We start from the raw sequence: 26,760 nt of genomic DNA, 5'->3' as shown, positions 1-26,760 counted from the left end.
GCTGACGGCACACTTTTGGGCCCGGGAGCCTGCCCTGTCAATGGAAAGTGAACAATCCTCAACTTATCCGCGGGCTGCTGCGGCCCGTACCCTGGAGGCATGGCCAGGGCCAACGAACAGGTCGAGGCACTGCTCCGCGAGTACGCCGACCTGATCGCGATCAGCGGCGGCGACGCCTTCAAGGCGCGCGCGTACGAGAAGGCCGCCCGCGCCATAGGCGGCCACCCGGCCGACATCGCGCAGCTCGACGCCAAGGGCCTGCGGGAGATCCCGCACGTGGGCCGGTCCATCGCGGACAAGGTCGTGGAATACCTGAGGACCGGGCGCGTCCCGGACATCGAGGCGAGCAGGGCCGCCGTCCCGGCCGGGGTGCGGGAGCTGACGGCCGTCCCCGGGCTCGGGCCCCGCAAGGCCCTGGTCCTGTACGAGGAGCTGGGCATCTCGTCCGTCGCGCAGCTGCAGGACGCCATCAGGCAGGAGCGGCTGCGCGATCTGAAGGGCTTCGGCGAGCAGACCGAGCAGAACATCCTCCACGGCATCTCCGTACTCCGGAACGCCGACGGCCGCATCCTGCTGGGCGCCGCGACGGACATCGCCGAGCAGATCGTCGAGGAGATGGCCCGGATCCCGGGGTGCGTGCGGTGCGCGTACGCGGGGTCGCTGCGCAGGATGCGGGAGACCATCGGCGACATCGACATCCTGGTGGCGGCCGACCGGTCAGCGCCGTTCATGACGGCCCTCGCCGGGCTCCCGCAGGCGGCCGAGGTCATCGCGCACGGCGCGAAGAAGACCTCCATCCGCACCGGCACGGGCCTCCAGGTCGATCTGCGCGTCCTGCCGCCGGCCTCCTGGGGAGCGGGCCTCCAGTACTTCACCGGTTCGAAGGCGCACAACATCCGGACTCGCGGGCTGGCGGTGCGCCACGGGCTCAAACTCTCCGAGTACGGGCTCTTCGACGCGGAGAGCGGCGAGAACCTCGCCTCGGAGACGGAGGAGGAGATCTACGCCCGGCTCGGCCTGCCCTGGATCCCGCCGCCGCTGCGCGAGGACCGCGGGGAGGTCGCGGCCGGGCTGCGCGGTGAACTCCCCGCCCTCGTCGCGGAGGGCGACATCTGGGGCGACCTGCACACCCACACGGACCTCACCGACGGCCTCGCCCCACTGGAGGACATGGTGGCCGCCGCTGCCGCCCGCGGCTACGCGTACTACGCGGTCACCGACCACGCACCGGACCTCGCCATGCAGCGCATGACCCGGGAGAAGATCCTGGCGCAGCGCGAACAGGTACGGGCACTGGACGGCACGGTGCGCGGGATGCGGCTGCTGCACGGCACGGAACTCAACATCGGCCCGGACGGCGGCCTCGACTGGCCCGACGCCTTCCTCGCGGACTTCGACCTGTGCGTGGCCTCGGTCCACTCCCACTTCGGCCAGAGCAGGACCGCCATGACCCGGCGCCTCATCCGGGCCTGTGAGAACCCCAATGTCGCCGTCATCGGCCACCCCACCACCCGGCGGATCGGGCGCCGGCCCGGAGTGGACGCCGACTTCGACGCCGTGTTCGAGGCGTGTGCGCGCTCGGGCACCGCCCTGGAGATCAACGCGCATCCGGAGCGGCTCGACCTGGGCGACGAGGACATCCTGCGTGCGAAACGCCACGGCGTGAAGTTCGCGGTGAACTCGGACGCACACGCGACCACGCACCTGGCGTACCTGCGCTACGGGGTGGGCACGGCGCAGCGCGGCTGGCTGACGAAGGACGATGTCGTCAACACCTGGCCCTGGGCGCGCCTGCGCAGGTTCCTGCACGGGAAGCAGACCTGATCCCTGCACACACCGGAACCGGCCCGCCCCCGAGGATCGGGAACAGGCCGGATGCGGGTGTGGATCAGTTGTTCTGGCCTGCGTCCGAGTCCGCCTGGGCGGCCGCGCTCTCGGCGTCGTCGAGCTTCTGCTGCATGTCCTTGGCCTGGGCGTCGTCGCCGCTCACGGACTGCTTCCCCGTGGGCTGGGCGGATGCGCCGGGCGTGCAGCCCGTGAGCAGCAGCGCCGTGGCCGCGACCAGGGCGGCGAGACCTGCGGCGGCGCGGCGCGGCACGGTCACTTGGACCCCTGCGCGGAGCACCAGGTGCTGACGGCCTTCAGGTCGTCCTGCCGCTTCTGGAGGGTGGGCAGCAGGCTCTTGCGGAAGGTCAGGCGGTCGTTCAGGTAGGTGTGGATCTCGGTGTGGCCGGCGGTCTGCGCGTCCGCGACGCGCTGCTCCAGCCGCGCGACGGAGCCGGCGACGGTGACGTCGCCGTTGAGCCGGGTGATCGCGGCGCTGATCCGGGCCTCGGTCTTCGGCAGGCGCTTGCAGATCGCCTTGGCCCCGTCTCCCTTCGGTGCGGACTTGGCCGTCTTCGCGGGGGCGGGGGCGGGGCTTGCGGAGTCGGCCTGTGCCGGGGCGGCCGAGAGCAGAGCGCCGGCCAGTGCGACGGCGCCGATCGCGGCAGCGGCGGTCCTACGGTTCGGGAGCATGGTCGTGTCTCCTTCATGACGAGCAGTGCGAACGGTCGGCTCACGGTCGGCCGACAGGACAGGACGGTAAGGAGCCTCTTTGTGGAATCTTTGTGAGTCCGGCCCCGTGGCGGCCGGCCCCGCTCAGTCGCCCCGGGAGATCCAGTCGCGCCGCTTCGGCAGCCGAAGGGTCGGGGCGTCCGCCGCCGACAGGGGCAGGCGCACCTCGAAGCGGGTGCCCGCGGCGCCGGGCGGCGTCCCGATGGCGACCGTGCCCTGGTGCAGCGCGACCTGCTGGGCGACGAGCGTCAGCCCGAGCCCGGAGCCGGGGCTGCCCGGACGGTGGTGGAACCGCCGGAAGACCGCTTCCCGGTCACCGGGCGCGATGCCGGGCCCCGCGTCGTCCACGGTGAGCACCGCGTACCCGCCCTCGTCGTGCAGCCGTACCGCGATCCTGGACGGCTCGTCCGGCAGGTGGCCGTGCACCACCGCGTTGCCCAGCAGGTTGGCGAGCAGGATGGTCAGCCCGGCGTCCCACCCGAACACCCGCAGCTCTGCGGGGAGCTCCACGTCCAGCCGCGCCGTGGGATGGCGGCGGGCGGTCTCGCCGACCACCGTGTCCACCAGCTCGGAGAGGTCGAGCGCGGCGAAGGCGGACACCTCCACCAGATCACCCCGGGCGAGCATCCGCAGTGCCGTGAGCAGGTCCAGCAGGCGGGCGTGGTCGCCCTGCAGGTCCCGTACGATCTCAGCCCGTTCGGCGGGGGAGAGGTCGGGGTGGGCCGCGAGGACGTCCAGGTCGGTCCGCATGCTCATCAGCGGTGTGCGCAGCTCGTGCGAGGCGGCGGAGGAGAACGAGCGGGCGGTGTCCAGCGCCTGCGCCGTCCGGGCGGCCTGCTCCTCGTACCGGGACAGCAACTGGCTTATGGAGGTGGACAGTTCATCCACTTCGGCGATGTTCGACGGCGCGGTGGCGAAGGCGCCCGCGCCCGCCCGCGGGTCGAGTTCGGCGGCCCGACGGCTCAGCCTCCGTACGGAGGCGGTGGCGCGGCCGGCCAGCCCGTAGGCGAGCAGCCCGGAGACCGGCGCCGCCAGCAGGGCCACCAGCAGAACCCGGCGGCGCACGGCGACCACCTGCGGGTCGGCGGCAGAAGCCGGGGTGAACAGCCACAGCGTGCCCGGCGCCGGCCCGGTCACCGGGACGGTCAGCACCCGCCAGGCGTGGCCTTTGGCCCGGACGGTCACCGGCCCGTCCGGGGTCGTCTCGGGCAGCCGCACCGGTTCGGCGGGCTGCGGGCCGCCCTCCAGGACGACCGTTCCGTCCGCCGTCCGGACCCGGATGCCGGCGTCGAGGACGTCGCCGAGCACCTTGCGGTGCTGGTTCTGCTCGGCCTTGGGCCGCCCGTTGCGGTCGGCGGTGAGCATCGTCTTGACGTCCGGGAGGACGGCGGAGGCCCGGTCCTGGAGCCGGGTGTCCTGCTGCTGGTGCAGGTCGCGGCTGACCAGCCCGAGCACGAGCAGGCCCGCGGCGAGCACCAGCAGGGGCACCACCACGGTCACCGAGAGTGCGATGCGGGTGGCGAGCTTCACGATCCGCTCCGGATTTCGGGGACGCGCAGCACGAAGCCGACACCGCGCACGGTGTGGATCAGGCGCGGGCGCCCGCCCTCCTCCAGCTTCCGGCGCAGATAACTGACGAAGGTGTCGACGGCGTCGCTGCGGACCTCGAAGTCGTAGCCCCACACCCGGTCCAGCAGCTGGTCCCTCGTGAGGACGATCCCGGCGTTGCGCACCAGCTGGACCAGCAGCTCGAACTCGCGCCGGGTGAGGTGGAGTTCGCCGCCGTCGTGGTGCACCTGCCGGCGGGCCTCGTCGATCACGAGCGGGCCGGCCCGCAGGACGTCCGACGGCGCCCGGTCCGGCCGGCGCCGCAGCAGGGCGTGCAGGCGCAGCACGAGCTCCTCCAGGGCGAACGGTTTGACCAGGTAGTCGTCGGCCCCGGCCTGCAGCCCGGCGATCCGGTCCGTGACCTCGTCGAGGGCCGACAGCATCAGGACGGGAGTCTCGTCGCCCCCGGCGCGCAGGCTGCGGCAGACCTCCGTACCGGTCAGGCCAGGCATCGACACGTCCAGGACGAGGACGTCCGGGTCCTGCCCCCCGAGCAGGCCCAGCGCGGCCGGGCCGTCCTCGGCGAGCAGCACGGTGAAGCCGCTCAGCCGCAGCCCGCGCTCCAGCGAGCGGCGGATGGCGGCGTCGTCGTCCGCCACCAGTACCAGTCCGGTGGATGTACTGCCGGTCACAAGCCCTCCTCGCACGGCCTCGTCGCAGACCCGGGCGACCATCTCACGGCCGCCGGACCGCACGGAACCCGGGGGTCCGGCCGACTCTCCTCGCGGAGTGCCTCGGCGAGGTCCCGCCCGGTGTCCCGCAGGGCGCGCGGGACGCGGGGGCCGCGCTCGATGAGGCGGACCGTGCGCACGAGGGCGCCCAGAGCGCGGACGGAGCCGATGTCCGGGACGGACTCGACGAGGCCGGACAACAGCGCGTCCGTGTCGCGCCAGGCGCCGGCCCGGGCCAGTACGGACGCCAGCTCGGTGGAGAAGAGGGAGCGGTAGGCGGGCGCGTCGCCCGCCGCCGTCGCCCCGTGCAGGAGGGACGCCGCCCCGTCCAGGTCCCCCAGGTCGGCGAGGGCGAGCCCGTGGTGGCCGTCGAGTTCCGCCCGGTCGAACCACCAGGTCCAGGACGGATCGCGCTCCGAAGGCCCGTCCGCCAGGAGTTCCCGGGCCGTGGTCAGGGACCGCACCGCCCCCTGCCGTCGGCGCAGCTGGGCCTGGGCGCGCGCTTCCCGTACGTGGAAGACGGCGGCCACCCGCCCCGGCAGGTCCCTCCGGGCCAGGACGGACGAGGACATGCGCAGTGAGTCGGCGGGGCGCCCGAGGTGCGCGGCCTGCAGGCACAGCACGGAGAGGACGAGCAGTTCGACGGAGCGGGACTCCTCGGGCAGGGTGCGGGCCAGGGCCAGGGCGCGGCGGCTCAGCCGCCGTGACGTCCCGTGCTGCTCCGCGTCGAAGAGGATCCAGGCTGCGACCTCGAAGAGCTCCATGAGGGCGGACCGTTCGGCCGCGGACGCGGTCCGGAGCGGCCGGCCTGCGGATGCGGCGCATTCGACGGAGCAGACCGCCCGCAGCGCCGCCGGGGCGGCCCGGCGGGCCCCCGCCGTCCGGTCCGTTTCGAGGAGCTCGGCGGTCAGTGCGGCAACGTGTTCCATGGCCCAAGCCTGCGGCCTTTCAAGGTCGTTGACGAGGCCCTCCCGATGTCGCGAACCCTTCCTTGACAAGGTATGGGGGCGCCCGCACACTGGCGTTGCGTTCACCGCAATCCGTTTCGCTATACGCACCGAGGTGTCATGAAGATTCCCGTGTGCCGACTCGCCGATCTCCCGCGAGGCGAGGCCTTCCGGCTCGAATCCGATCCCCCGATCGCGGTGTTCCATACCGACCACGGCGAGGTGTACGCCATCGACGACACGTGCACCCACCAGGACGCCGCACTGTCCGACGGCTGGCTGGAGGGGTGCGAGGTCGAATGCCCGCTGCACGCCTCGAAGTTCGACCTGCGCACCGGTGGCGTCGACTCCCCGCCGGCCAAGCGCCCCGTCCGTACCCACCGGGTACTCGTGGAGGACGGCACGGTGTACGTCGTGCCGTCGGATGCGGCGGCGGAATCGGCGGCGGTACGGCCGGACCTTCCGCACCCGTCGCCCTGTGCGGAAGTCCGCCGGGTGGAAGGCCGCGCGTGAAGACCGTGGCCGTCGTCGGCACCTCGCTGGCCGGCCTGTCCGCCGCCCGCTCGCTGCGCGAGCAGGGGTACGACGGACGGCTCGTCCTCATCGGTGAGGAGACCCACCGCCCGTACGACAGGCCCCCGTTGTCGAAGGAGTTCCTTGCCGGCGAGATCGACGAGGACGCCCTCGCCCTCGAAGCGGAGGGTGAGGACCTCGCGGCCGTGTGGGAGCTCGGCGTGCGGGCCGTCGGGCTCGACACCGGATCACGGGCCGAGCACCATGTACGGCTCGCCGACGGCAGGTCGGTCCGGGCGCACGGCATCGTGATCGCCACCGGCGCCGCCGCCCGGACACTGCCCGGCAGCGATGGCCTCGACGGCGTCCACGTCCTGCGCACCCTGGACGACGCCCGCGCGCTGCGCGCGGATCTGGCCCGCGGCGGCCCCCTGGTGGTCGTCGGCGGCGGCTTCATCGGAGCGGAGGTCGCCTCCACCGCGCGGCGGCTCGGCCTCGACGTGACGGTCGTGGAGGCGGCGCCCACACCGCTGGCCGGCCCGCTCGGCAGGGAGATGGGCTCCCTCGTCTCCCGCCTGCACGCCGACCACGGCGTCCGCCTGCTGTGCGGGACGGGCGTACGGGCCCTCGCCGGCCCGCGGAGGGTGGAGGCCGTCATGCTTCGGGACGGCCGCCGCCTCGAAGCCGACACCGTGGTCGTCGGGGTGGGTGCACGCCCGTGCACCGACTGGCTGGCGGGGTCCGGACTGGACCTGGGCGACGGAGTCCGCTGCGACGCCGCCGGCCGTACGAGCATCCCCGGCATCGTCGCCGTCGGGGACTGCGCGGCCTGGTACGAGCCCGCGGCCGGGGCGCACCGCCGGGTCGAGCACTGGACCGGCGCACGGGAACGCCCGGCGGCGGCGGTCGCCGCCCTGCTGTCCGGCGGGCAGGGCGTACCGGAGCCGCCCCGGCCCCCGTACTTCTGGTCGGACCAGTACGGCACCCGGATCCAGTTCGCCGGGTACGCCGCGGAAGCCGACAGCGTCGCGGTCGAGGAGGGCGCGGCGGCGGACCGCAGCTTCCTCGCGGTCTACCGGAGTGCGGGCCGGCCGGTCGCGGTGCTCGGGCTGAACCAGCCGCGGCTGTTCACGCGATGGAGGCGCCGGCTGTCCACCGCCGGGGCCCGGACGGCCGGCTGACCCGCCGGCGTGCCTTGTACCGGGCCGGGGCCGGGGCCGGGGCCTCCTGCGCCCCGGTGCCCACCGACAGCCCGGCCCCGACGCCCCATACCACGACGTTCCGCGAGGAGTGCACGTGACAACGACCGGACTGCCGGAGAGCCTGATCGCCACCCTCCCCGGCGACTACTACACCGCCCCGGCCGTTTTCCGGCTGGAGCAGGAGCGCATCTTCGAGGCGATGTGGTTCTGCGTGGGGCGCGCGTCCGAGCTGGCCGCGCCGGGCGCCTTCCGGACCGTGGACGTCGGCCGCGAGAGCATCCTGGTGACGCGTTCGCGCGACCGTACGATCCGCGCCTTCTTCAACGTGTGCCGCCACCGCGGCGCGAAACTGTGCACGGAAGGGGCCGGCGAGGTCAGGCGGGCGTTCCGGTGCCCGTACCACGCCTGGACGTACGATCTCGACGGCAGGTTGATCGCCGCCCCCAACCTCACCAGGATGCCGGACGTCGGCCGCACCGAGTTCGGGCTCGCGCCCGTGCCCGTACGCGAGTGGCTCGGGTACGTCTGGGTCTGCCTCGCGGAGCACCCGCCGTCCTTCGAGGAGCAGGTCGTGGGCGCGGCCGTCGCGCGGCTCGGCGACGCGGAGTCCATCGAGCGGTACGGCATTGCGGACCTGGAGGTCGGGCGGCGGATCGTCTACGACGTCAAGGCGAACTGGAAGCTCATCGTCGAGAACTTCATGGAGTGCTACCACTGCGCCACGATCCACCCCGAACTCACCGAAGTGCTGCCGGAGTTCGCCGAAGGCTACGCCGCGCAGTACTACGTCGGACACGGCGCCGCCTTCGGCGAGGGGATCCAGGGGTTCACGGTCGACGGGTCCGAGGGCGTCGACCGCATCCCCACCGTCTCCCCGGAGCAGGACCGCAAGTACTACGCGATCACCGTGCGGCCGCAGGTCTTCGTCAACCTGGTGCCGGACCACGTGATCTTCCACCGGATGTACCCGGTCGCGGCCGACCGCACGATCGTCGAATGCGACTGGCTGTACGTCAAGGACGTCGTCGAGAGCGGCAAGGACCTCAGCCGCTCCGTCGAGCTCTTCGACCGGGTCAACCGGCAGGACTTCGACGCCTGCGAGCGCTGCCAGCCCGCCATGAGCTCCCGCATGTACGCCAAGGGCGGTGTGCTGGTGCCCAGCGAGCACCACATCGGGGCGTTCCACGACTGGGTCCGGGACCGCCTGGACACCGGGCAGCGGCAACCGCGGTAGGAGCGGCGCCGCCGCCGACGGCCGGCCCGGGTGACGGCTCAGCCCAGGTGGCCCATGCGGTGGCTGATCTCCTGCGCGCCCTGCATCAGCAGCGGGGCGAGCTCGCGCATGCGCTCCTCGGTGAAGCGGTAGCTCGGCCCGGATGCGCTGATCGCGGCGATGACCACGCCGTCGCGGTCGCGGATCGGGGCCGCCATGGCGTGCAGCCCGATCTCGTACTCCTCGAACGTCATGGCGTAGCCGCGGTCCAGGGCCTCGACGAGGTTCTTCTCCAGCTTCGTCCTGGCGGTCAGGGTGTTCGGCGTGTACCGCTTCAGGCCGGCCTCCGCCACCAGCTGCACGCGCTGCTTCGCCGGCAGATGGGCGAGGAGGACCTTGCCGCTGGAGGTGGCGTGCAGCGGTGTCAGCTGGCCGACCCAGTTGTGCGCCGTGACCGCGCCCGGTCCGCGCACCTGGCAGAGGTTGATCGCGTACTGCTCCTCCAGGATGGCGATGTTGACCGTCTCGCCGAGCTCCTCGGCCAGCCGCTCGCACACCGGGCGGCCCACCTGGGTGATGTCGATCCGCCCCGTGACCGCGCCGGCCAGCCGCACGATCCCGAAGCCGAGCCGGTACTTGCCCCGCTCGGCGGACTGTTCGACCAGACCACGCGCCTCCAGGGCGCCGAGCAGCCGGAACGCCGTCGACTTGTGGACGTCGATCTCCGCCGCCACCTCACTGACGCCGGCCTCGCCGCGCCGGGCCAGGATCTCCAGCACGCTGATCGCGCGGTCGACGGACTGCACCCCGCCCGCCGGGGCGCCTGCTGTTTCGGTGGCTGCCTCGTAGTTGCTCATGGCGAAACCATACTCGCCGTCACCAACGGGCAGCCCGGGCCCATCGCGGCCGAAAAGTTGCGCGGAACGCAACCTGGTGCGCATGGAGATACCCGTACTAGCATGCGCCGCATCTTGACGGCTGGGGGCAGCCCTCGGCCGGACACGACGGGGAGGGACGAGACTCCGATGGTGCCCCAGCAGTACGACTTCGTCATCGTCGGCGGCGGCTCGGCCGGCAGCGCCCTGGCGAACCGGCTCTCCGCGGACCCCGCCAACCGCGTCCTGGTCCTCGAAGCCGGCCGGCCCGACTACCCGTGGGACGTCTTCATCCACATGCCGGCCGCGCTGACCTTCCCCATCGGCAGCCGCTTCTACGACTGGAAGTACGAGTCGGAACCCGAGCCGCACATGAACGGGCGGCGCATCCACCACGCCCGCGGCAAGGTGCTGGGCGGGTCCAGCAGCATCAACGGAATGATCTTCCAGCGCGGCAACCCCCTCGACTACGAGCGCTGGGGCGCCGACCCCGGCATGGAGACCTGGGACTACGCGCACTGCCTCCCGTACTTCAAGCGCATGGAGAACTGCCTGGCCGCGGACCCGGATGACGAGTTCCGCGGCCACTCCGGACCCCTGGTCCTGGAACGCGGCCCGGCGTCCGGGCCGCTCTTCACCGCCTTCATGGAAGCGGTCCGACAGGCGGGCCTTCCGCTGACCGACGACGTCAACGGCCACCGGCAGGAGGGCTTCGCCGCCTTCGACCGAACCCTCCACCGCGGACGGCGGCTGTCGGCCGCCCGGGCCTACCTCCACCCGGCCATGAAACGGCCCAACCTCCACGTGCGCACCCGGGCCTTCGTGACCCGGATCCTCTTCGAGGGCAAGCGCGCCGTCGGCGTCGAGTACCGCCGCGGCCGCGGGGCGCCCCGGCAGGTGCGGGCCGGGGAGGTGATCCTGTCCGGCGGTGCGATCAACTCCCCGCAGCTGCTCCAGCTGTCCGGCGTCGGCAACGCCGACGAGCTGCGGGCCCTCGGCATCGAGGTCGTCCACGACCTGCCGGGCGTGGGGGAGAACCTCCAGGACCACCTGGAGGTGTACGTCCAGTACGCCTGCAAGCAGCCGGTCTCGATGCAGCCCTACCTGAAATGGCGCCACCGGCCCTGGATCGGCCTCCAGTGGCTCTTCCGCACGGGCCCCGGCGCCACCAACCATTTCGAGGCCGGCGGTTTCGCGCGGAGCAACGAGGACGTCGCCTACCCCAACCTGATGTTCCACTTCCTGCCCATCGCGGTCCGCTACGACGGATCCGCACCCGCCGGGGGCCACGGCTACCAGGTGCACGTCGGCCCCATGTACTCCGACGCCGTCGGCTCGGTGAAGATCAGGAGCAAGGACCCCCGCGTCCACCCGGCCCTGCGGTTCAACTACCTCTCCACCGATCAGGACCGCCGCGAGTGGGTCGAGGCGATCCGTACCGCGCGCACCATCCTCGGCCGGCCCGCCCTGGCCCCGTACAACGGCGGCGAGATCTCACCCGGACCGGACGTCGAGACCGACGAGCAGATCCTCGACTGGGTGGCCAGGGAGGGCGAGACCGCCCTGCACCCGTCCTGCACCTGCCGGATGGGCACCGGAGAGGGGGCCGTCACCGATCCGGCGAGCCTGCGCGTGCACGGCCTGGAGGGGCTGCGCGTCGTGGACGCCTCCGTGATGCCCTACGTGACGAACGGCAACATCTACGCACCCGTCATGATGGTGGCCGAGAAGGCCGCCGATCTCATCCTGGGCAACGAGCCGCTGCCGCCGTCCAAGGCCGAGTTCCACCGGCACCACCGCCTCGGCAGCGAGGCAGAGCAGGGGCAGAGCCCCGGCCACACCTGAGGAGGAGCGGCATGTCCGCCCGGCCCACGCCGAATTCCGAACGCCCCGTACAGGCCCCGGTCACCGGGGGAGGCCTGGCGGAGCTCCTGCGCAGGGTCCGCTACGAGGTCCTGCCGGCGACGGCGACCGAGGACAAGGTCCTCGCCCACGTCCCGGCGGACGTGCCCGTCACGGTCACCGCCTCCCCGGCCAAGGGACTCGGCCCGACCCTGGACCTCGCCACCCGCCTGGCCGGGCACGGCTACCGGGTCGTCCCGCACGTCCCGGCCCGGCAGATCGCCGATGCCGGTCACCTCGCGGAGATCGTTGACCGGCTGGTCGCGGCCGGCATCGAGGACGTCTTCGTACCGGCCGGCGACGCCGACCCGCCGGCCGGGCCGTTCGACGCGGCCCTGCCCGTACTGCGCCGGCTCGGCGAGCTGGGCAGCCCGTTCGCGCACGTCGGCATCACCGGCTACCCGGAGAGCCATCCCCTCATCGACGACGACGTCACCGTCCAGGCGATGTGGGACAAGCAGCGGCACGCCACGTACATCGTCAGCAACCTGTGCTTCGACCCGGCGACCCTGCGCCACTGGCTCGCGCGGGTGCGCCGCCGGCAGATCGTGCTGCCCGTGCACGTCGGCGTCGCCGGCCCCGTCGAGCGCGCGAAGCTGCTGTCCATGGCCACGAAGATCGGCGTGGGGGAGTCGGCCAGGTTCCTCACCCGGCACCCCTCGTGGTTCCTGCGCTTCGCCGCACCCGGCGGCTACGACCCGGAGCGGCTGCTGCGCCGCAGCGCCCCCGCGCTCGGCGCGCCCGAGGCCGCGGTGGCCGGGTTGCACCTGTTCACCTTCAACCAGATCGCCGAGACCGAGCGCTGGCGCCGCGCGATGCTGGAGCGCCTCGGCGGCTGAGCGGGCGCCGCGGGAGCGTCCGTACCCGGCCGCCGGGCCGCCCGTCCCCTTGACGTACCGCACCCCGTGGGCGATCGTGTCGTTCCATTCCGAGCAATACGATGCGCAATACGCAACGCACATACCGGTGTTACCCGCATGGAGGGCTCCGCGCGTGGCAGATCTGTACGTCGGTGGGAAGTGGCGCGACGCGGTGGCGGGCGGCCGTCGGGACATTCACTGCCCGGCCGACGCCGCGCTCGTTCGGACCGTGTCCGAAGGGACGCGGGACGACACCGAAGCCGCGATCGCCGCGGCGCGCAGCGCGTTCGACGAGGGGCCGTGGCCGCGCACCCCCGAACGGGAGCGCGGCGCGCTGCTGCTGCGCACCGCCGACGTGATGGAGCGCGAGGCGGCGGAGTTCGCCCGCGCCGAATCCCTCGACACCGGCAAGCGCCTGGTGGAGAGCGAGTACGACGTCGCCGACGTGGTGGCCTGCTTCCGGTACTTCGGCGGGATCGCGGGCACCGACGCGGGCCGGGTGGTCGACACCGGCCGCGAGGACGCCGTCAGCCGGGTCGTGTACGAGCCGGTCGGGGTGTGCGGGCTCATCACCCCGTGGAACTACCCCCTGCTCCAAGCCGCGTGGAAGGTCGCGCCCGCCCTCGTCGCCGGCAACACCCTCGTCCTCAAGCCCAGCGAGCTCACCCCCTCGACCTCCATCCTGCTGATGCGCGCGCTGGAGGAGGCCGGACTGCCCGGCGGCGCGGCCAACCTGGTCCTGGGAGCGGGGGCCGAGGCCGGCGCACCGCTCGCCGAGCACCCGGGCGTGGACATGGTCTCCTTCACCGGCGGCCTGGAGACGGGCAAGCGGGTCATGGCGGCCGCCGCGGCCACCGTGAAGAAGGTCGCGCTGGAACTGGGCGGCAAGAACCCCAACGTGGTCTTCGCCGACGCCGACTTCGAGGCGGCCGTGGACTTCGCCCTGACCGCCGTCTTCCTCCACTCCGGACAGGTCTGCTCGGCCGGCGCCCGCCTGATCGTCGAGGACCGGCTGCACGACGCCTTCGTCGACGAGGTCGTGCGCCGCGCCCGCACCATCCGGCCGGGCGGCCCCTTCGACCCCGCCGCCGAGACCGGGCCGCTGATCTCCGCGGGGCACCGGGCCAAGGTCGAGGAGTACGTCGCGGCGGGCCTCGCCGAGGGCGCCGTACTGCGCTGCGGCGGCCGGCGCCCCGACGACCCCGCGCTCGCCGGCGGCTTCTACTACCCTCCGACCGTGCTCGACGGCTGCCGCCGGGACATGCGCGTCGTACGGGAGGAGTCCTTCGGCCCCGTGCTCACGGTCGAGCGCTTCACGGACGAGGACGATGCCGTACGGACCGCCAACGACACGGAGTACGGGCTCGCCGGGGCGGTGTGGACCCAGGACGCGGGCAGGGCGCAGCGGGTCGCCCGGCGGCTGCGGCACGGCACGGTCTGGATCAACGACTACCACCCCTACGTCCCCCAGGCGGAATGGGGCGGCTTCGGTCATTCGGGCATCGGCCGCGAGCTGGGACCGGCCGGCCTGGACGAGTACCGCGAACCGAAACACATCTGGCAGAACATCCAGCCCCGGGCGCAGCACTGGTTCCGCTCCCGCGGCTGAACCGGTGCCGTCCGAAGAGAGGCCGACAGTGACCGCAACGAAGACAGAACTGCCGTCGCAGCGGGGCGCGTCCGGCGGCGGGACCCCCGTCATCTCCGTCCGCGGCCTGTGGAAGGTCTTCGGGCCCCAGGCGGCCCGGGTTCCCGCCTCGCCCGAACTGTGCGCTCTCTCCCGCCGCGAACTCATGGTGCGCACCGGCTGCACGGCGGCCGTGCGGGACGTGGCCTTCGACGTGCCGCCCGGCGAGGTCTTCGTGGTCATGGGCCTGTCCGGGTCCGGGAAGTCGACGCTGGTGCGCTGTCTGACCCGGCTGATCGAGCCGACGGCCGGCGAGCTCGTCTTCGAGGGCGAGGACGTCCTCGCCGCGGACCGCAAGAGACTGCGCGAGCTGCGGAGGCACAAGTTCGCGATGGTCTTCCAGCATTTCGGGCTGCTGCCGCACCGCCGGGTCCTGGACAACGTGGCGTACGGCCTGGAGATCCGCGGCACCGGCCGGGCCGAGCGCACCCTCCGGGCCATGGAGGTGATCGAGCTGGTCGGCCTCGCCGGGTACGAGCACTCCTACCCCGACGAGCTCTCCGGCGGCATGCAGCAGCGGGTCGGGCTCGCCCGCGCCCTCGCCGGGGACCCGGACGTGCTCCTCTTCGACGAGCCGTTCTCCGCGCTCGACCCGCTGATCCGCCGGGACATGCAGAACGAGGTCGTCCGGCTGCACCGCGAGGTCGGCAAGACGATGGTGTTCGTCACCCACGACCTGTCCGAGGCGCTGAGGCTCGGCGACCGCATCCTCATCATGCGCGACGGCCGCACGGTCCAGTGCGGCACGGGCGACGAACTGGTCGGGGCGCCCGCCGACGACTACGTCCGGGACTTCGTCGCGGACGTGCCGCGCGCGCACGTGCTCACCCTGCGCTGGATCATGCGCCCGGCCCGCCCGGACGACGCACTCGACGGACCGGAGTTCGGCCCGGACACCGTCGTCCGCGAGGCGACGCGCACCGTCCTCGCGGCGGACCGGCCCGTCAAGGTCGTGCAGGACGGGCGGCTGCTGGGCCTCGTCGGCGACGAGGAGATCCTCGCGGTCGTCGCCGGCCCGGAGGGCGGCGCGTAATGGCCGTTCCGGCAGCGGCGACCGAGCAGCGGTGGCCGGTGCGCGGCGGGCGCGCACGGATGGCGGCCGCGGTCCTCCTCGGCTGGATCGCCCTGTGGCCGGTTCTGCACGGCGTCCACACACTGTTTCTCGGCACGGCCGAACTGACCTCGCTCCACCGGCGGTTCAACGAGATCAACGACGCCGTCGGGGCCGGCCGCAACAGCAACCCGGTCTTCCTCTACGTCTTCAACGAGATCCGGCTGGTCATCGACAACCTCGTCACCTTCCTCCAGGCGCTGATCGCGCAGCCCTCGTACGGCCGCCCGGTCCCCGTGGTCGGCTGGCTGGGCGTCGTCGCCCTCGTCGGATACGTCGCGTGGGTGTTCGGGAACGCACGGGTGGCGGCGCTGTCCGTCGCCGGGTTCGTCCTCCTCGGCCTCCAGGGGCTGTGGCGCGAGAGCATGGACACGCTCGCCCTGACCCTGGCGGCCGTTCTCGTCTCCCTGCTCATCGGCATTCCGCTCGGTGTCTGGGCCGGACTGTCCGACCGGGTCCACCGCGTGGCGACCCCGGTGCTCGACTTCATGCAGACGATGCCGACTTTCGTCTACCTGGCCCCGCTGACCCTGTTCTTCCTCATCGGCCCGGCGTCCGCCACGATCGCCACGCTGGTCTTCGCGACGCCGCCGGCGGTACGCATCACCGCCCACGCGATCCGCTCGGTGCCCGCCGCCGCGGTCGAGGCGGCCGAGTCGCTCGGAGCGACCCGGCGCCAGGCGCTCACGACCGTGCTCCTGCCGATGGCGAAGCGGACCGTCGTACTCGGGGTGAACCAGACCATCATGGCCGCGCTCTCCATGGCCACCATCGCCGCCCTCATCGACGCGCCCGGGCTCGGCAAGACGGTCGTCAAGGCGCTGGAGACGCTCGACGTGGGTACGGCGTTCAATGCCGGCCTCGCCATCGTCGTACTGGCCATCGTGCTCGACCGCGTGACCACCGCGGCGAGCGAGCGGAGCGGGACGGGGGTCCCCCCGGCCGAAGGCCGGGGGAAGGCGGAGGACGCCAGGCGCCGCGCCGGCCGCGCGGCCCGGTGGCGCCGCCCGCTGCTCCTCGCCGGCGCCGTGCTCACCGGCGTGTGCATCTGGCTGTCCCACACCTACGTATGGGCGGCGCAGTTCCCCGCCGGCACCGGTGTCGGCGCGGCGATCGCCCGCACGGCGGACTCCGCCACCGCGTGGGTGCAGGGTGGCTTCGCCGGCGTGACGGGCGCTCTGCGCGAGGTCGTCACCACCCTGTTGCTCAACCCCTTCGAGGCGCTGCTGACCGGCTCCCCGTGGTGGCTCGTCGGCGCGGTGGCGGTGGCCCTCGGCGCACTGTTCGGGGGCCCGCGCGCGGCGGCCACCGCGGCGGTGTGCGTGGCCCTGATCGTCGGCACCGGCCTGTGGCGGGACAGCATGACGACGCTCGCCTCCAGCATGGTCGCCACGGTCATCGTCCTGGCCCTCGGCGTCGTGGTGGGCGTCTGGACGGGACGCAGCGCCCTGGCCGACCGGCTGATCCGCCCCGTGCTCGACGCGGGCCAGACGATGCCGGCGTTCGTCTATCTGGTGCCGTTCCTGGCCCTGTTCGGCGCGAGCCGGTTCACGGCGATCGTGGCGGCGATCGTCTACGCGGCCCCGGTGACCGTGAAGATCATCGCGGACGGCGTGCGAGGGGTGCCGCAGAGCACCGTGGAGGCGGCGGTGTCGGCCGGCTCCGGCACCTGGCAGGTCATCACGAAGGTGCAGCTCCCGATGGCGCGCGGTGCCCTCGCGCTCGCCGTGAACCAGGGGCTGGTCTACGTCCTGTCGATGGTCGTCGTCGGCGGACTGGTCGGGGCGGGCGCCCTCGGCTACGACGTCGTGGCGGGCTTTTCACAGAGCCAGCTGTACGGCAAGGGGCTGGCGGCGGGCCTGGCCATCGTGCTGCTCGGGGTCATGTTCGACCGGATCACCCAGGCGGCGGCGCACCGGGCGGCAAGAGCCCCCGGCGGGCGCTGAGGCGGAAGAAGGGACAGGACACATGGCAGGAATCCGCAACAAAGGACGGGTCCCGCGGCGGCGCCCGGCCCGGCCGGCCGCCTTGGCCGGCCTGTCGGCGCTGGTCCTCGTGCTCGGCGGGTGCAGCGGGGCGAAGGTGGGGGAGGCGGGCGCCGGGCCCTCGGGCGGGAGCGGCGGCGCAGGGAAGTGCGGCTCCTTCAACCTTGCCGTCAACCCGTGGGTCGGGTACGAGGCCAACGCGGCGGTCATCGCGTACGTCGCGAAGAAGGACCTCGGCTGCGAGGTGACCAAGAAGGACCTCAAGGAAGAGGTCGCCTGGCAGGGGTTCGGCACGGGCGAGGTCGACGCGATCGTCGAGAACTGGGGCCACCCCGACCTGAAGAAGAAGTACATCGAGCAGCAGAAGACCGCCGTCGCGGCCGGGGAGACGGGCAACAAGGGGGTCATCGGCTGGTACGTTCCGCCGTGGATGGCGCAGAAGTACCCGGACATCACCACGTGGCAGAACCTCAACAAGTACGCGGACCAGCTCAAGACCTCCGAGTCCGGGGACAAGGGGCAGCTGCTGGACGGGGACCCGTCGTTCGTCACCAACGACGGCGCCCTGGTGAAGAACCTGAACCTCGACTTCAAGGTGGTGTACTCGGGGAGCGAGGCCGCGCTCATCCAGGCGTTCCGCCAGGCCGAGGCCAAGAAGACGCCCCTCATCGGCTACTTCTACGAACCGCAGTGGCTCTTCAACGAGCTGAAGCCCGTGAAGGTGGAGCTGCCGCCGTACACGGCGGGCTGCGACGACGATCCGGAGAAGGTCGCCTGCGACTACCCCGTGTACGCGCTGGACAAGGTCGTCAGCAGGAAGTTCGCCGATTCCGGCAGCCCCGCCTACCAGTTGGTGAAGAACTTCAGCTGGTCGAACGAGGACCAGAACCTCGTGGCGAAGTACATCGCGCAGGACAAGATGTCGCCGGAGGACGCCGCCGGGAAGTGGGTGGAGGCCAACCGGGTGAAAGTCGATGCCTGGCTTGCGAAGAAGAGCTGATCCGGCCCCCGTTCCCCCGTACCGCACCCTGCCCGGCGGGCTGCTTCGGCAGCCTGCCGGGCAGGGCTGTTCCCGCCCTTTGCGCAGGGGAGTTGCGTCGCAATCGATCCTCTTGACACCGCCCGGGGCGACCGGCAGTGTGAGTTGCGCAACCTGCACCACGTTGCGCTGACGGCAACTCGACTCGACTTCTTGCGAATCGGAGGGGCGGAGATGGCGGGACCGCGCGTGGTCATCATCGGAGCGGGGGTCGTGGGCGCGGCACTGGCGGACGAACTGTCCGCCCGCGGATGGACCGGGATCACCGTCGTCGACCAGGGCCCGCTCCCCGCCACCGGCGGCTCCTCCTCCCACGCCCCGGGCCTCGTGTTCCAGGCGAACCCCTCGAAGACCATGACCGAACTGGCCCGCTACACGGTCGAGAAGCTCTGCTCCCTCGACGTCGACGGGCAGCCGTGCTTCCTCCAGGTCGGCGGACTCGAACTGGCGACCACGCCGGAGCGCCTCACCGACCTGCGGCGCCGGCAGGGCTGGCTCACCTCCTGGGGTGTCGAGGGCCGGCTCGTGGGCCCGGACGAATGCGTGGCGCTGCACCCCCTGGTGAACCGGGACCGGGTGCTCGGCGGACTGCTGGTCCCCACCGACGGCCTGGCCAAGGCGGTGCTCGCCGTGGAGGCGCAGGTCCGGGCCGCGCGGGAGCGGGGCGTACGGGTCCTCGACCGCCACGAGGTGCTCGACATCCGTACCGAGGCCGACGCCGCCACCGGCGCCGACCGTGTCACCGCCGTGGTCACGGACCGCGGCGAGATCCCCGCCGACATCGTCGTGTGCTGCGCCGGCATCTGGGGCCCCAAGGTCGCCCGCATGGCCGGGATGAGCCTGCCGCTGACCCCCCTCGCCCACCAGCTGGCATGGACCGGCCCCGTCCCCGCACTCGCCGGACAGGCCGAGGAGGCGGTCCGCCCCATCCTGCGCCACCAGGACGCCGACCTCTACTACCGCGAGCGCTTCGACCAGCTCGGCATCGGCTTCTACGGCCACCGCCCGATGCCGGTCTCCGCCGACGACATAGCCCCCCTCGCCTCCGCCCCCGAGATGCCGTCCGTGCTGCGGTTCACGGCAGACGACTTCGCCGACGCCTGGACCGAGACCCGGTCCCTGCTGCCCGCCACCCGCGACACCAAGGTCGAGGAGGGCATCAACGGGCTGTTCTCCTTCACCACCGACGGGATGCCCCTGCTCGGCGAGTCACCCGACGTCAGGGGCTTCTGGGTCGCCGAGGCCGTCTGGGTCACCCACTCCGCCGGCGTCGGCCGTGCCATGGCCGAATGGCTCGTCGACGGCCACTGCTCGTCCTTCGACCTGCACGCGTGCGACGTCAACCGCTTCGAGCCGCACCAGCTCGCCCCCGCGTACGTACGCGCGCGCAGCTCCCGGAACTTCGTCGAGGTCTACGACATCCTCCACCCGCTCGAACCCGCCGGTGCCCCGCGGCCGCTGCGCACCAGCCCGTTCCACATCCGCGAACGCGAGCTCGGCGCCTTCTTCCTGGAGGCATCCGGCTGGGAACGGCCCCAGTGGTACGCCGCCAACGAGCCCCTCCTGGACCGGTGGGACATCCCGGTCCCCGACGACTGGGCCGCCCGGATGTGGTCGCCGATCGTCGGCGCCGAGGCCCTGGCCACGCGCGAGGGCGTCGCCCTGTACGACATGTCGGCCCTGAAGCGGCTGGAGGTCACCGGCCGCGGCGCCGCGGCCTTCCTCCAGCGCCTGACCACCTCCGACGTGGACAAGCCCGTAGGCTCCGTGACGTACACGCTGATGCTCGACGAGGACGGCGGCATCCGCAGCGACATCACGGTGGCGCGGCTCGCCCGGCACCGCTTCCAGATCGGGGCCAACGGCAACGCCGACCTCGACTGGCTCACCCGCCACCTCCCGGAGGACGGATCGGCCGCGGTCCGGGACATCACCGCGGGCACCTGCTGCATCGGCCTGTGGGGCCCGAAGGCGCGCGAGGTGCTCCAACCGCTCGCCGACGCCGACTTCTCCGACGAGGGCCTGCGCTACTTCCGGGCCCGCAGCGCCCACATCGGAGCCGTCCCCGTCACCGCCCTGCGCCTGAGCTACGTCGGAGAGCTCGGCTGGGAGCTGTACACGACCGCCGACATGGGGCTGAAACTCTGGGACACCCTCTGGGAGGCCGCGCAGCCGTACGGCGGCATCGCAGCCGGCCGAGGCGCCTTCAACAGCCTGCGCCTGGAGAAGGGATACCGGGCCTTCGGCACCGACATGAGCCACGAGCACGACCCGTACGAGGCGGGCCTCGGCTTCGCCGTGAAGCCCGGCAAGGGCGATTTCATCGGCCGGGCCGCACTGGAGCGGCGCGCCGCCGACGTACGGCGCCGCCTCACCTGCCTGACCATCGACGCCCCGGCCGCCGTGGTCATGGGCAAGGAGCCCGTGTACGACGGGGACCGGCCCGTCGGCCACGTCACCAGCGCGGCGTACGGCCACACGATCGGCAAGGGCATCGCCTACGCCTGGCTGCCCGCCGAGCTCGCCACCCCGGGCCGCCCCCTGGACATCGGCTACTTCGACCGGCGCATCGCCGCCGTCGTCGCCGGGGAACCGCTCTTCGACCCGCGGATGCGGCGCCTGCGCGGCCTGCCGGGAGACGCCCGATGAGCCCCCGGACCCCGGGCGCCGGCCTGCCCGGGCACCCCGCGTGGCTGTGGCGCACGCCCGAGCCCCGGCGCAGCTACGACGTGGTGATCGTCGGGGGCGGCGGACACGGCCTCGCCACCGCCCACTACCTGGCGAAGAACCACGGCATCACCGACGTCGCCGTCCTCGAACGCGGCTGGCTCGCCGGCGGCAACATGGCCCGCAACACCACCATCATCCGCTCCAACTACCTCTGGGACGAGAGCGCCGGGATCTACGAGCACGCCCTGAAGCTGTGGGAGGGACTGGAGGAGGACCTCGACTACCCCCTCCTGTTCTCCCAGCGCGGCGTGCTGAACCTGGCCCACACCCTCCAGGACGTCCGGGACGGCGTGCGCCGCGTCGAGGCCAACCGGCTGAACGGCGTGGACGCCGAATGGCTCGACCCCGCGCAGGTCGAGGAGGTCTGCCCGATCGTCGACACCTCGCCGGACGTGCGGTATCCGGTCATGGGAGCCACGTACCAGCCGCGGGCGGGCATCGCCAAGCACGACCACGTCGCCTGGGGCCTCGCCCGCGCGGCCGACGCCGCCGGCATCGACCTCATCCAGAACTGCGAGGTCACCGGCATCGACGTACACGGCGGCCGGGTCACCGGGGTGCAGACCTCGCTCGGCCCGATCGCCGCGGGCCGCGTCGCCCTCTGCGCGGCGGGCCACACCTCCGTACTGGCCGCGATGGCCGGCTTCGAGGTGCCCCTGCAGAGCCACCCGCTGCAGGCGCTGGTCTCCGAGCTGCTGGAGCCGGTGCACCCCACCGTCGTGATGTCCAACGCGGTGCACGTGTACGTCAGCCAGGCCCACAAGGGCGAGCTGGTCATGGGCGCCGGCATCGACGCGTACAACGCGTACACGCAGCGCGGCGCGTTCCACATCGTCGAACGCCAGATGGCGGCCGCCCTCGAACTCTTCCCCGTCTTCGCCCGTGCGCACGTCCTGCGCACCTGGGGCGGCATCGTCGACGTCAGCCCCGACGCCTCACCGATCACCGGACTCACCCCCGTGGAGCACCTCTACCTCAACTGCGGTTGGGGAACCGGTGGTTTCAAGGCCACACCGGGAGTCGGCTGGGCCTTCGCGCACACCATCGCCCATGACGCCCCCCACCCGCTGGGCGCCCCCTTCACCCTCGAACGCTTCACCACCGGCGCGCTCGTCGACGAGCACGGCGCGGCCGCGGTCGCCCACTGAGGAGCGAGACGATGCTGCTCATCCCCTGCCCCTGGTGCGGACCCCGCGACGAGGCCGAGTTCCACTACGGCGGCCAGGCACACGTGCCGTACCCCGCGGACCCCGCGGCCCTGAGCGACGGGGCGTGGGCCCGCTACCTCTTCTTCCGCGACAACCCCAAAGGGCCCTTCGCCGAGCGGTGGAGCCATGCGGACGGCTGCCGCCGCTGGTTCAACGCCGTCCGGGACACGGCGACCAACGAGATCCTCGCCGTCTACCGGACCGGCGAGCCGGGACCGGTGACCTCATGACCGCGACGCACCCCTTCCGGCTGCCCGACCGCGGCCGCATCCGACGTGACCAGCCGCTCCGCTTCCGCTTCGACGGCATCGAGTACCAGGGCTACCGGGGTGACACCCTCGCCTCGGCCCTGCTCGCACACGGCGTCCACCAGGCCGCCACCAGTGTCAGACTCGGCCGCCCGCGCGGGATCCTCACCGCCGGAGTCGAGGAGCCGAACGCCGTCGTACAGATCGAGGCGCCGTTCCCCGAACCGATGCTGCCCGCCACCACCATCGAGCTGTACGACGGGCTCGTCGCGAGCAGCCTGCCCGGGCAGGGCCGGCTCGCCACCGCACCCGACCCCGCCCGCTACGACGCCGTGCACGCCCACTGCGACCTCCTGGTCGTCGGCGCGGGCCCGGCCGGCCTCGGCGCGGCGACGGCGGCCGCCCGCAGCGGGGCGCGGGTGATCCTCGCCGACGACCTGCCCGAACCGGGCGGCAGCCTGCTCGGCACGGGCGAGCTGCCGCACTGGGTCGCCGCGGCGGGAGCGGAGCTCGACGCGGCGCCCGAGGTCCGCGTACTGCGCCGGACCACCGTCTTCGGCCACTACGACGACAACCACGTGCTGGCCGTGGAGCGCCGCACCCTCCACCTCGGCGCGCAGGCCCCCGCCCACGTCTCGCGCGAGCGGGTGTGGCGGATCCGGGCGCGCCGGGTCGTGCTCGCGACCGGGGCCCACGAACGCCCGCTCGTGTTCGCCGACAACGACCGCCCCGGCGTGATGCTCGCCGGGGCCGCCCGTACGTACCTCCACCGGTTCGGCGTCGTCCCGGGCCGCCGCGCGGTCGTGGCCACCACGAACGACAGCGGGTACGAGGCCGCACTGGACCTGGCCGCGGCGGGCGTGGACATCGCCGCGATCGCCGACGCGCGCTCCGAGCCGGGGGAGTGGGCGGTCCGGGCCGCACAGGCCGGCATCGAAGTGCTCGCCGCGCATGCGGTGACGGGCACCGACGGCGCACCCCGGGTCTGCTCGGTGACCGCCTCCGCTCTCGGGGAAGGCCCCGCCGTCCGCGAGATCGCTGCCGACCTCCTGCTCGTCTCCGGCGGCTGGAACCCGGTCGTCCACCTGTTCAGCCAGGCCGGCGGGCGCCTGCGCCACGACCCGGAGCTCGGGACGTTCGTACCGGACGGCCGCCGCCGGGCGGTGGAGGCCGCAGGCTCCGCACGCGGTGAGTTCGACCTCTCCCGCTGCCTGGCCGACGGCCGGGCAGCAGGATCCCGGGCACTCGCGGCCGAGGGCTTCGCCGCCCACGACGCGCTCCCGCTCCCACCCGTCGCCGAACGGCCCCGCACACCCGCCCGGCACCTGTGGCTGGTCCCCGGGGCGGACACCGCCCGCTGCTTCGTCGACCTCCAGCGCGACGTCACCGTCGACGACCTCGCCCGCGCGACGGGCGCCGGCCTGCGCTCGGCGGAGCACCTCAAGCGGTACACCACGGCGGGCACCGCGAACGACCAGGGCAAGACCTCCGGCGTGCTCGCCGCCGGAGTCGTCGCCCACCTGCTGGGTGTCGACATCGGTGAGCTGGGCACGACGACCTTCCGCGCCCCGTACGCCCCGGTCTCCTTCGCCGCGCTCGCCGGCCGCGACCGCGGCCCGCTGCACGACCCCGTACGCGTGACCGCACTGCACGACCTGCACATCACGCACGGGGCCGTGTTCGAGAACGTCGGCCAGTGGAAACGGCCCTGGTACTACCCCCGGGCCGGCGAGGACAAGACGGCGGCGGTGCTGCGCGAATGCCGCGCCGCCCGCGAGGGCGTGGCCCTCATGGACGCCTCCACCCTCGGCAAGATCGACGTACAGGGGCCGGACGCCGGGACCTTCCTGGACCGGCTCTACACCAACCTGATGAGCACCCTGAAGGTCGGCATGATCCGCTACGGCGTCATGTGCCGGGCGGACGGGATGGTCTTCGACGACGGCACCGCCGTCCGCCTCGCCGACGACCGCTTCCTCGTCACCACCACGACCGGCAACGCCGCGGCCGTCCTGGACTGGATGGAGGAGTGGCTCCAGACGGAGTGGCCCGAACTGCGCGTGCACTGCACGTCGGTCACCGAGCAGTGGGCCACCGTGGCCCTCGTCGGGCCGCGCTCCCGGGACGTCCTGCGCGCCCTCGCCCCCCGACTCGCCGTCGAGGCCGCCGACTTCCCGTTCATGGCCTGGCGGGACACGCCCGTCGCCCAGATCCCGGCCCGAGTCTGCCGGATCAGCTTCTCCGGCGAGCTGGCGTACGAGATCAACGTACTGCCGTGGCAGGCCCCCGAGCTCTGGGAGGCGCTGTGCGAGGAGGGCCGCCCCCTCGGCATCACCCCGTACGGCACCGAGACCATGCACGTCCTGCGCGCCGAGAAGGGCTATCCGATCGTCGGCCAGGACACCGACGGCACCGTGACCCCGCAGGACCTCGGCCTGGGCTGGGTGGTGTCCCGGAAGAAGCCCGACTTCATCGGCAAACGCTCGCACACCCGGACCGACACCGCCCGGCCCGACCGCAAGCACCTGGTCGGACTGCTGCCGGACGACCCCGGCATCCTGCTGCCCGAAGGCACCCAGCTGGTCGCCGCCGCCCCGCTGCCCGAACCACCCGTGCCGATGCTCGGACACGTCACCTCCAGCTACCGCAGCGCGGCGCTCGGCCGGACCTTCGCGCTCGCCCTGGTCAAGGGCGGCCGGGACCGCATCGGCGAGCGCCTCTACGCACCCGTGGGCGGCGGTCTCGTCCCGGTCACCGTCACCGGTCCCGTCCTCCACGACCCCGAGGGGGCACGCCGCGATGGCTGACACCGCCGCCCGCCGCGACGGGCTGAGCCCCCTGTCGCGGTACGCCGAACGGTTCGCCGCCGCCACCCGCGCCTCGGGCGCCGCCCTGCGGCTGGCGGAACTCCCCTTCCTCGCCCAGGTCGACGTCCGGCTCGACCCCAAGGGCCCGGCCGCGGACGCCGTCGGACTCGCACTCGGCCTCCCCCTGCCCCTGGTGCCCAACACGGTCGCGCGCGGCGGGGAGTTCACGGCACTGTGGCTGGGCCCGGACGAATGGCTCGTCGTGGGACCGCCCGGCACCCGGACGGACCTCGAAGCCCGGCTGCGCGAGGCCGTGGGAGACGCGCACGCCGCCGTCGTCGACGTCTCGGCGCAGCGCACCACCCTCCTCGTCGGCGGGACCCGGGCCGCCGAACTCCTCGCGCACGGCTGCTCCCTCGACCTGCATCCCCGCTCCTTCGGCGCCGGGCACTGCGCCCAGACCACGCTGGCCCGGGCCCAGGTGGTGCTGGTCCGCCGCGACGGACCCCGTCCCGGATTCCGGGTCCTGGTGCGGTCCTCGTTCGCCGGCTACCTCGCCGAGTGGCTGCTCGACGCCGCATCGGAGTACATCCGCAATTCACCCGACCCGGACCGGGGTTGAACGCCGACGGGCTAGCGTGACACCGTTCGCGCCGCAGGGGAGCGCGACGGTGCCCGGATCCACACGTCAAGGAGATGATGTGCGCAGCCTGCTGTCGCCGACGAGCACGACGAGCACGACGAACGACACGGACGAAGAGCCGGAAAGCTCCTCCCGCCCCGGGCGGTGGGCAGCCGGACTCCGCCGGACACTGACCACCGCCGGCCTCGGCGCCGCGGCGCTCGTGATGACCCTTCCGGCCGTCGCCGTCGCGAGCGTGATACCGGCCCTGCCGCAGAACGCGGACGGCCTCGAACAGACCTTCTCACCCGCCTTCGACTACGACGGGGACGGCTGCTACGCCACTGCCGCGATCAGCAGCAGCGGCGCCCTCAACCCCGGGCTCAAGCCCGGCGGAGCGGTCAACGGCCACTGCCGGGACCTCGCGCAGCTCCAGAACTCCAACACGTACTCCCGCGAGAAGTGCAACAACGGCTGGTGCGCCGTCATGTACGCCGGCTACTTCGAGAAGGACCAGGCCACGATCGGCCCCTTGGCCATCGGACACCGCCACGATTTCGAGCACGTCGTGGTCTGGATCAAGGACAACCAGGTCCAGTACGTGTCGACTTCGCAGCACAGCGGCTGGAAGTGGTACCCCCGCTCGCAGGTCCGTTTCGACGGGACGCACGCCAAGGTCGTCTACCACAAGGACGGTGCCTCGACGCACTTCTACCGCCTCGCCAACGGCAACGACGAGCCCGCCGAGAACCACACGGGGAACTGGTTCTACCCCCGCCTCGTCGGCTGGAACGGCTATCCGGCCGGCCTGCGCGACAAGCTCATGACCGCCGACTTCGGCTCCGCCACCATCAAGATCACCGATGGCCGCTTCCGTGACGCCCTGAACGCCGCCAAGCCCCCGATCCCCTTCGACCCCTACGCGTAACGTGCCCGCACCGAGCGCCGCCGTCGCCGAACCGGTCCGGCGGCGCCG

At 72.8% G+C, this 26,760-nt stretch carries 20 protein-coding genes and 1 pseudogene; 15 read left to right on the top strand and 6 right to left on the bottom strand.

Going from position 1 to position 26,760, the window contains the following annotated elements; translation table 11 throughout:
* Nucleotides 1-99 precede the first annotated feature (99 nt).
* On the top strand, nucleotides 100-1,824 hold the full coding sequence (polX, locus tag ABTY04_RS29200) for a DNA polymerase/3'-5' exonuclease PolX (RefSeq protein ID WP_352216395.1): 1,725 nt from the start codon (nucleotides 100-102) through the stop codon (nucleotides 1,822-1,824).
* A 64-nt stretch (nucleotides 1,825-1,888) separates the two neighbouring features.
* Here the strand turns inward: polX and ABTY04_RS29195 are convergent, their stop codons facing one another.
* The 5 genes from ABTY04_RS29195 to ABTY04_RS29175 all read right to left on the bottom strand — a co-directional run bounded on the left by ABTY04_RS29195 (nucleotide 1,889) and on the right by ABTY04_RS29175 (nucleotide 5,989).
* Entirely contained in the window at nucleotides 1,889-2,104 is a 216-nt protein-coding gene (locus ABTY04_RS29195) for a hypothetical protein (RefSeq protein ID WP_352216394.1), read from the bottom strand.
* On the bottom strand, nucleotides 2,101-2,517 hold the full coding sequence (locus ABTY04_RS29190) for a hypothetical protein (RefSeq protein WP_352216393.1): 417 nt from the start codon (nucleotides 2,515-2,517) through the stop codon (nucleotides 2,101-2,103). Before ABTY04_RS29190 ends, ABTY04_RS29195 begins: the two co-directional genes overlap by 4 nt.
* Before the next feature lie 123 nt (nucleotides 2,518-2,640).
* Nucleotides 2,641-4,086, bottom strand: coding sequence for a sensor histidine kinase (locus tag ABTY04_RS29185; RefSeq protein ID WP_352216392.1), 1,446 nt, complete (start codon nucleotides 4,084-4,086; stop codon nucleotides 2,641-2,643).
* The gene (locus ABTY04_RS29180) at nucleotides 4,083-4,796 is read right to left on the bottom strand and encodes a response regulator transcription factor (protein WP_352216391.1); all 714 of its coding nucleotides are present in this window, start codon (nucleotides 4,794-4,796) and stop codon (nucleotides 4,083-4,085) included. Before ABTY04_RS29180 ends, ABTY04_RS29185 begins: the two co-directional genes overlap by 4 nt.
* Nucleotides 4,793-5,989 carry an NsdA family TPR-like regulatory protein gene (locus ABTY04_RS29175; protein WP_502996741.1) on the bottom strand — a complete coding sequence of 399 codons (1,197 nt, stop codon included), beginning with the start codon at nucleotides 5,987-5,989 and terminating at the stop codon, nucleotides 4,793-4,795. Before ABTY04_RS29175 ends, ABTY04_RS29180 begins: the two co-directional genes overlap by 4 nt.
* On the opposite strand from ABTY04_RS29175, the gene ABTY04_RS29170 reads away from it, so the two are divergent.
* The 3 genes from ABTY04_RS29170 (at nucleotide 5,903) to ABTY04_RS29160 (ending at nucleotide 8,731) form a co-directional block, all read left to right on the top strand.
* A complete protein-coding gene (locus ABTY04_RS29170; RefSeq protein WP_352216389.1) occupies nucleotides 5,903-6,295 on the top strand; it encodes a bifunctional 3-phenylpropionate/cinnamic acid dioxygenase ferredoxin subunit in 393 nt (130 codons plus the stop codon). The genes ABTY04_RS29175 and ABTY04_RS29170 overlap by 87 nt on opposite strands.
* On the top strand, nucleotides 6,292-7,476 hold the full coding sequence (locus ABTY04_RS29165) for an NAD(P)/FAD-dependent oxidoreductase (RefSeq protein WP_352216388.1): 1,185 nt from the start codon (nucleotides 6,292-6,294) through the stop codon (nucleotides 7,474-7,476). The genes ABTY04_RS29170 and ABTY04_RS29165 overlap by 4 nt, the downstream gene beginning before the upstream one ends.
* Before the next feature lie 115 nt (nucleotides 7,477-7,591).
* Nucleotides 7,592-8,731 carry an aromatic ring-hydroxylating oxygenase subunit alpha gene (locus tag ABTY04_RS29160; protein WP_352216387.1) on the top strand — a complete coding sequence of 380 codons (1,140 nt, stop codon included), beginning with the start codon at nucleotides 7,592-7,594 and terminating at the stop codon, nucleotides 8,729-8,731.
* A 38-nt stretch (nucleotides 8,732-8,769) separates the two neighbouring features.
* On the opposite strand, the gene ABTY04_RS29155 is transcribed toward ABTY04_RS29160, so the two are convergent.
* On the bottom strand, nucleotides 8,770-9,567 hold the full coding sequence (locus ABTY04_RS29155; protein ID WP_352216386.1) for an IclR family transcriptional regulator: 798 nt from the start codon (nucleotides 9,565-9,567) through the stop codon (nucleotides 8,770-8,772).
* A gap of 168 nt (nucleotides 9,568-9,735) precedes the next feature.
* Between ABTY04_RS29155 and betA the strand changes: the two genes are divergently transcribed.
* From betA to ABTY04_RS29100, 11 genes and pseudogenes are all read left to right on the top strand, one after another.
* Complete coding sequence (gene betA, locus ABTY04_RS29150) at nucleotides 9,736-11,430, top strand: choline dehydrogenase (RefSeq protein ID WP_352216385.1); 1,695 nt, start codon at nucleotides 9,736-9,738, stop codon at nucleotides 11,428-11,430.
* An 11-nt stretch (nucleotides 11,431-11,441) separates the two neighbouring features.
* Complete coding sequence (locus ABTY04_RS29145; protein WP_352216384.1) at nucleotides 11,442-12,326, top strand: methylenetetrahydrofolate reductase; 885 nt, start codon at nucleotides 11,442-11,444, stop codon at nucleotides 12,324-12,326.
* A 154-nt stretch (nucleotides 12,327-12,480) separates the two neighbouring features.
* On the top strand, nucleotides 12,481-13,956 hold the full coding sequence (locus tag ABTY04_RS29140; protein WP_352216383.1) for an aldehyde dehydrogenase family protein: 1,476 nt from the start codon (nucleotides 12,481-12,483) through the stop codon (nucleotides 13,954-13,956).
* Between the two features lie 28 nt (nucleotides 13,957-13,984).
* Entirely contained in the window at nucleotides 13,985-15,067 is a 1,083-nt protein-coding gene (locus ABTY04_RS29135) for a quaternary amine ABC transporter ATP-binding protein (RefSeq protein WP_352216382.1), read from the top strand.
* The gene (locus ABTY04_RS29130; RefSeq protein WP_352216381.1) at nucleotides 15,067-17,091 is read left to right on the top strand and encodes an ABC transporter permease; all 2,025 of its coding nucleotides are present in this window, start codon (nucleotides 15,067-15,069) and stop codon (nucleotides 17,089-17,091) included. The genes ABTY04_RS29135 and ABTY04_RS29130 overlap by 1 nt, the downstream gene beginning before the upstream one ends.
* A 22-nt stretch (nucleotides 17,092-17,113) precedes the next feature.
* Nucleotides 17,114-18,130 carry an ABC transporter substrate-binding protein gene (locus tag ABTY04_RS29125; protein WP_352216380.1) on the top strand — a complete coding sequence of 339 codons (1,017 nt, stop codon included), beginning with the start codon at nucleotides 17,114-17,116 and terminating at the stop codon, nucleotides 18,128-18,130.
* 213 nt (nucleotides 18,131-18,343) lie between these two features.
* Nucleotides 18,344-20,818: a GcvT family protein gene (locus tag ABTY04_RS29120; RefSeq protein ID WP_352216379.1), complete on the top strand. Its 2,475-nt coding sequence runs from the start codon at nucleotides 18,344-18,346 to the stop codon at nucleotides 20,816-20,818.
* Nucleotides 20,815-22,047 carry a sarcosine oxidase subunit beta family protein gene (locus ABTY04_RS29115; RefSeq protein ID WP_352216378.1) on the top strand — a complete coding sequence of 411 codons (1,233 nt, stop codon included), beginning with the start codon at nucleotides 20,815-20,817 and terminating at the stop codon, nucleotides 22,045-22,047. Before ABTY04_RS29120 ends, ABTY04_RS29115 begins: the two co-directional genes overlap by 4 nt.
* A gap of 11 nt (nucleotides 22,048-22,058) precedes the next feature.
* A pseudogene (locus tag ABTY04_RS29110) lies at nucleotides 22,059-25,162 on the top strand (sarcosine oxidase subunit delta family protein).
* Nucleotides 25,155-25,784 (top strand): sarcosine oxidase subunit gamma, encoded by a 630-nt coding sequence (locus tag ABTY04_RS29105; RefSeq protein WP_352216377.1) that lies wholly within the window; start codon nucleotides 25,155-25,157, stop codon nucleotides 25,782-25,784. The pseudogene ABTY04_RS29110 and the gene ABTY04_RS29105 overlap by 8 nt, the downstream one beginning before the upstream one ends.
* 226 nt (nucleotides 25,785-26,010) lie before the next feature.
* Nucleotides 26,011-26,712: an NPP1 family protein gene (locus tag ABTY04_RS29100; protein ID WP_352216430.1), complete on the top strand. Its 702-nt coding sequence runs from the start codon at nucleotides 26,011-26,013 to the stop codon at nucleotides 26,710-26,712.
* Nucleotides 26,713-26,760 lie beyond the last annotated feature (48 nt).

The organism is Streptomyces sp. NPDC097981 (assembly GCF_040302565.1).
In the GTDB taxonomy this organism is placed as follows: Bacteria; Actinomycetota; Actinomycetes; order Streptomycetales; family Streptomycetaceae; genus Streptomyces.
Note: the sequence above shows the minus strand (reverse complement) of the source record. Positions and strands in the feature narration are given on the sequence as shown.

Coding starts and splice junctions, on each gene's coding strand:
- polX (WP_352216395.1), top strand. CDS start 100: ATGGCCAGGGCCAACGAACAGGTCGAGGCACTGCTCCGCGAGTACGCC.
- ABTY04_RS29190 (WP_352216393.1), bottom strand. CDS start 2,517: ATGCTCCCGAACCGTAGGACCGCCGCTGCCGCGATCGGCGCCGTCGCA.
- ABTY04_RS29170 (WP_352216389.1), top strand. CDS start 5,903: ATGAAGATTCCCGTGTGCCGACTCGCCGATCTCCCGCGAGGCGAGGCC.
- ABTY04_RS29175 (WP_502996741.1), bottom strand. CDS start 5,989: ATGGAACACCGCGATCGGGGGATCGGATTCGAGCCGGAAGGCCTCGCC.
- ABTY04_RS29155 (WP_352216386.1), bottom strand. CDS start 9,567: ATGAGCAACTACGAGGCAGCCACCGAAACAGCAGGCGCCCCGGCGGGC.
- betA (WP_352216385.1), top strand. CDS start 9,736: ATGGTGCCCCAGCAGTACGACTTCGTCATCGTCGGCGGCGGCTCGGCC.
- ABTY04_RS29145 (WP_352216384.1), top strand. CDS start 11,442: ATGTCCGCCCGGCCCACGCCGAATTCCGAACGCCCCGTACAGGCCCCG.
- ABTY04_RS29130 (WP_352216381.1), top strand. CDS start 15,067: ATGGCCGTTCCGGCAGCGGCGACCGAGCAGCGGTGGCCGGTGCGCGGC.
- ABTY04_RS29125 (WP_352216380.1), top strand. CDS start 17,114: ATGGCAGGAATCCGCAACAAAGGACGGGTCCCGCGGCGGCGCCCGGCC.
- ABTY04_RS29120 (WP_352216379.1), top strand. CDS start 18,344: ATGGCGGGACCGCGCGTGGTCATCATCGGAGCGGGGGTCGTGGGCGCG.
- ABTY04_RS29115 (WP_352216378.1), top strand. CDS start 20,815: ATGAGCCCCCGGACCCCGGGCGCCGGCCTGCCCGGGCACCCCGCGTGG.
- ABTY04_RS29105 (WP_352216377.1), top strand. CDS start 25,155: ATGGCTGACACCGCCGCCCGCCGCGACGGGCTGAGCCCCCTGTCGCGG.
- ABTY04_RS29100 (WP_352216430.1), top strand. CDS start 26,011: ATGACCCTTCCGGCCGTCGCCGTCGCGAGCGTGATACCGGCCCTGCCG.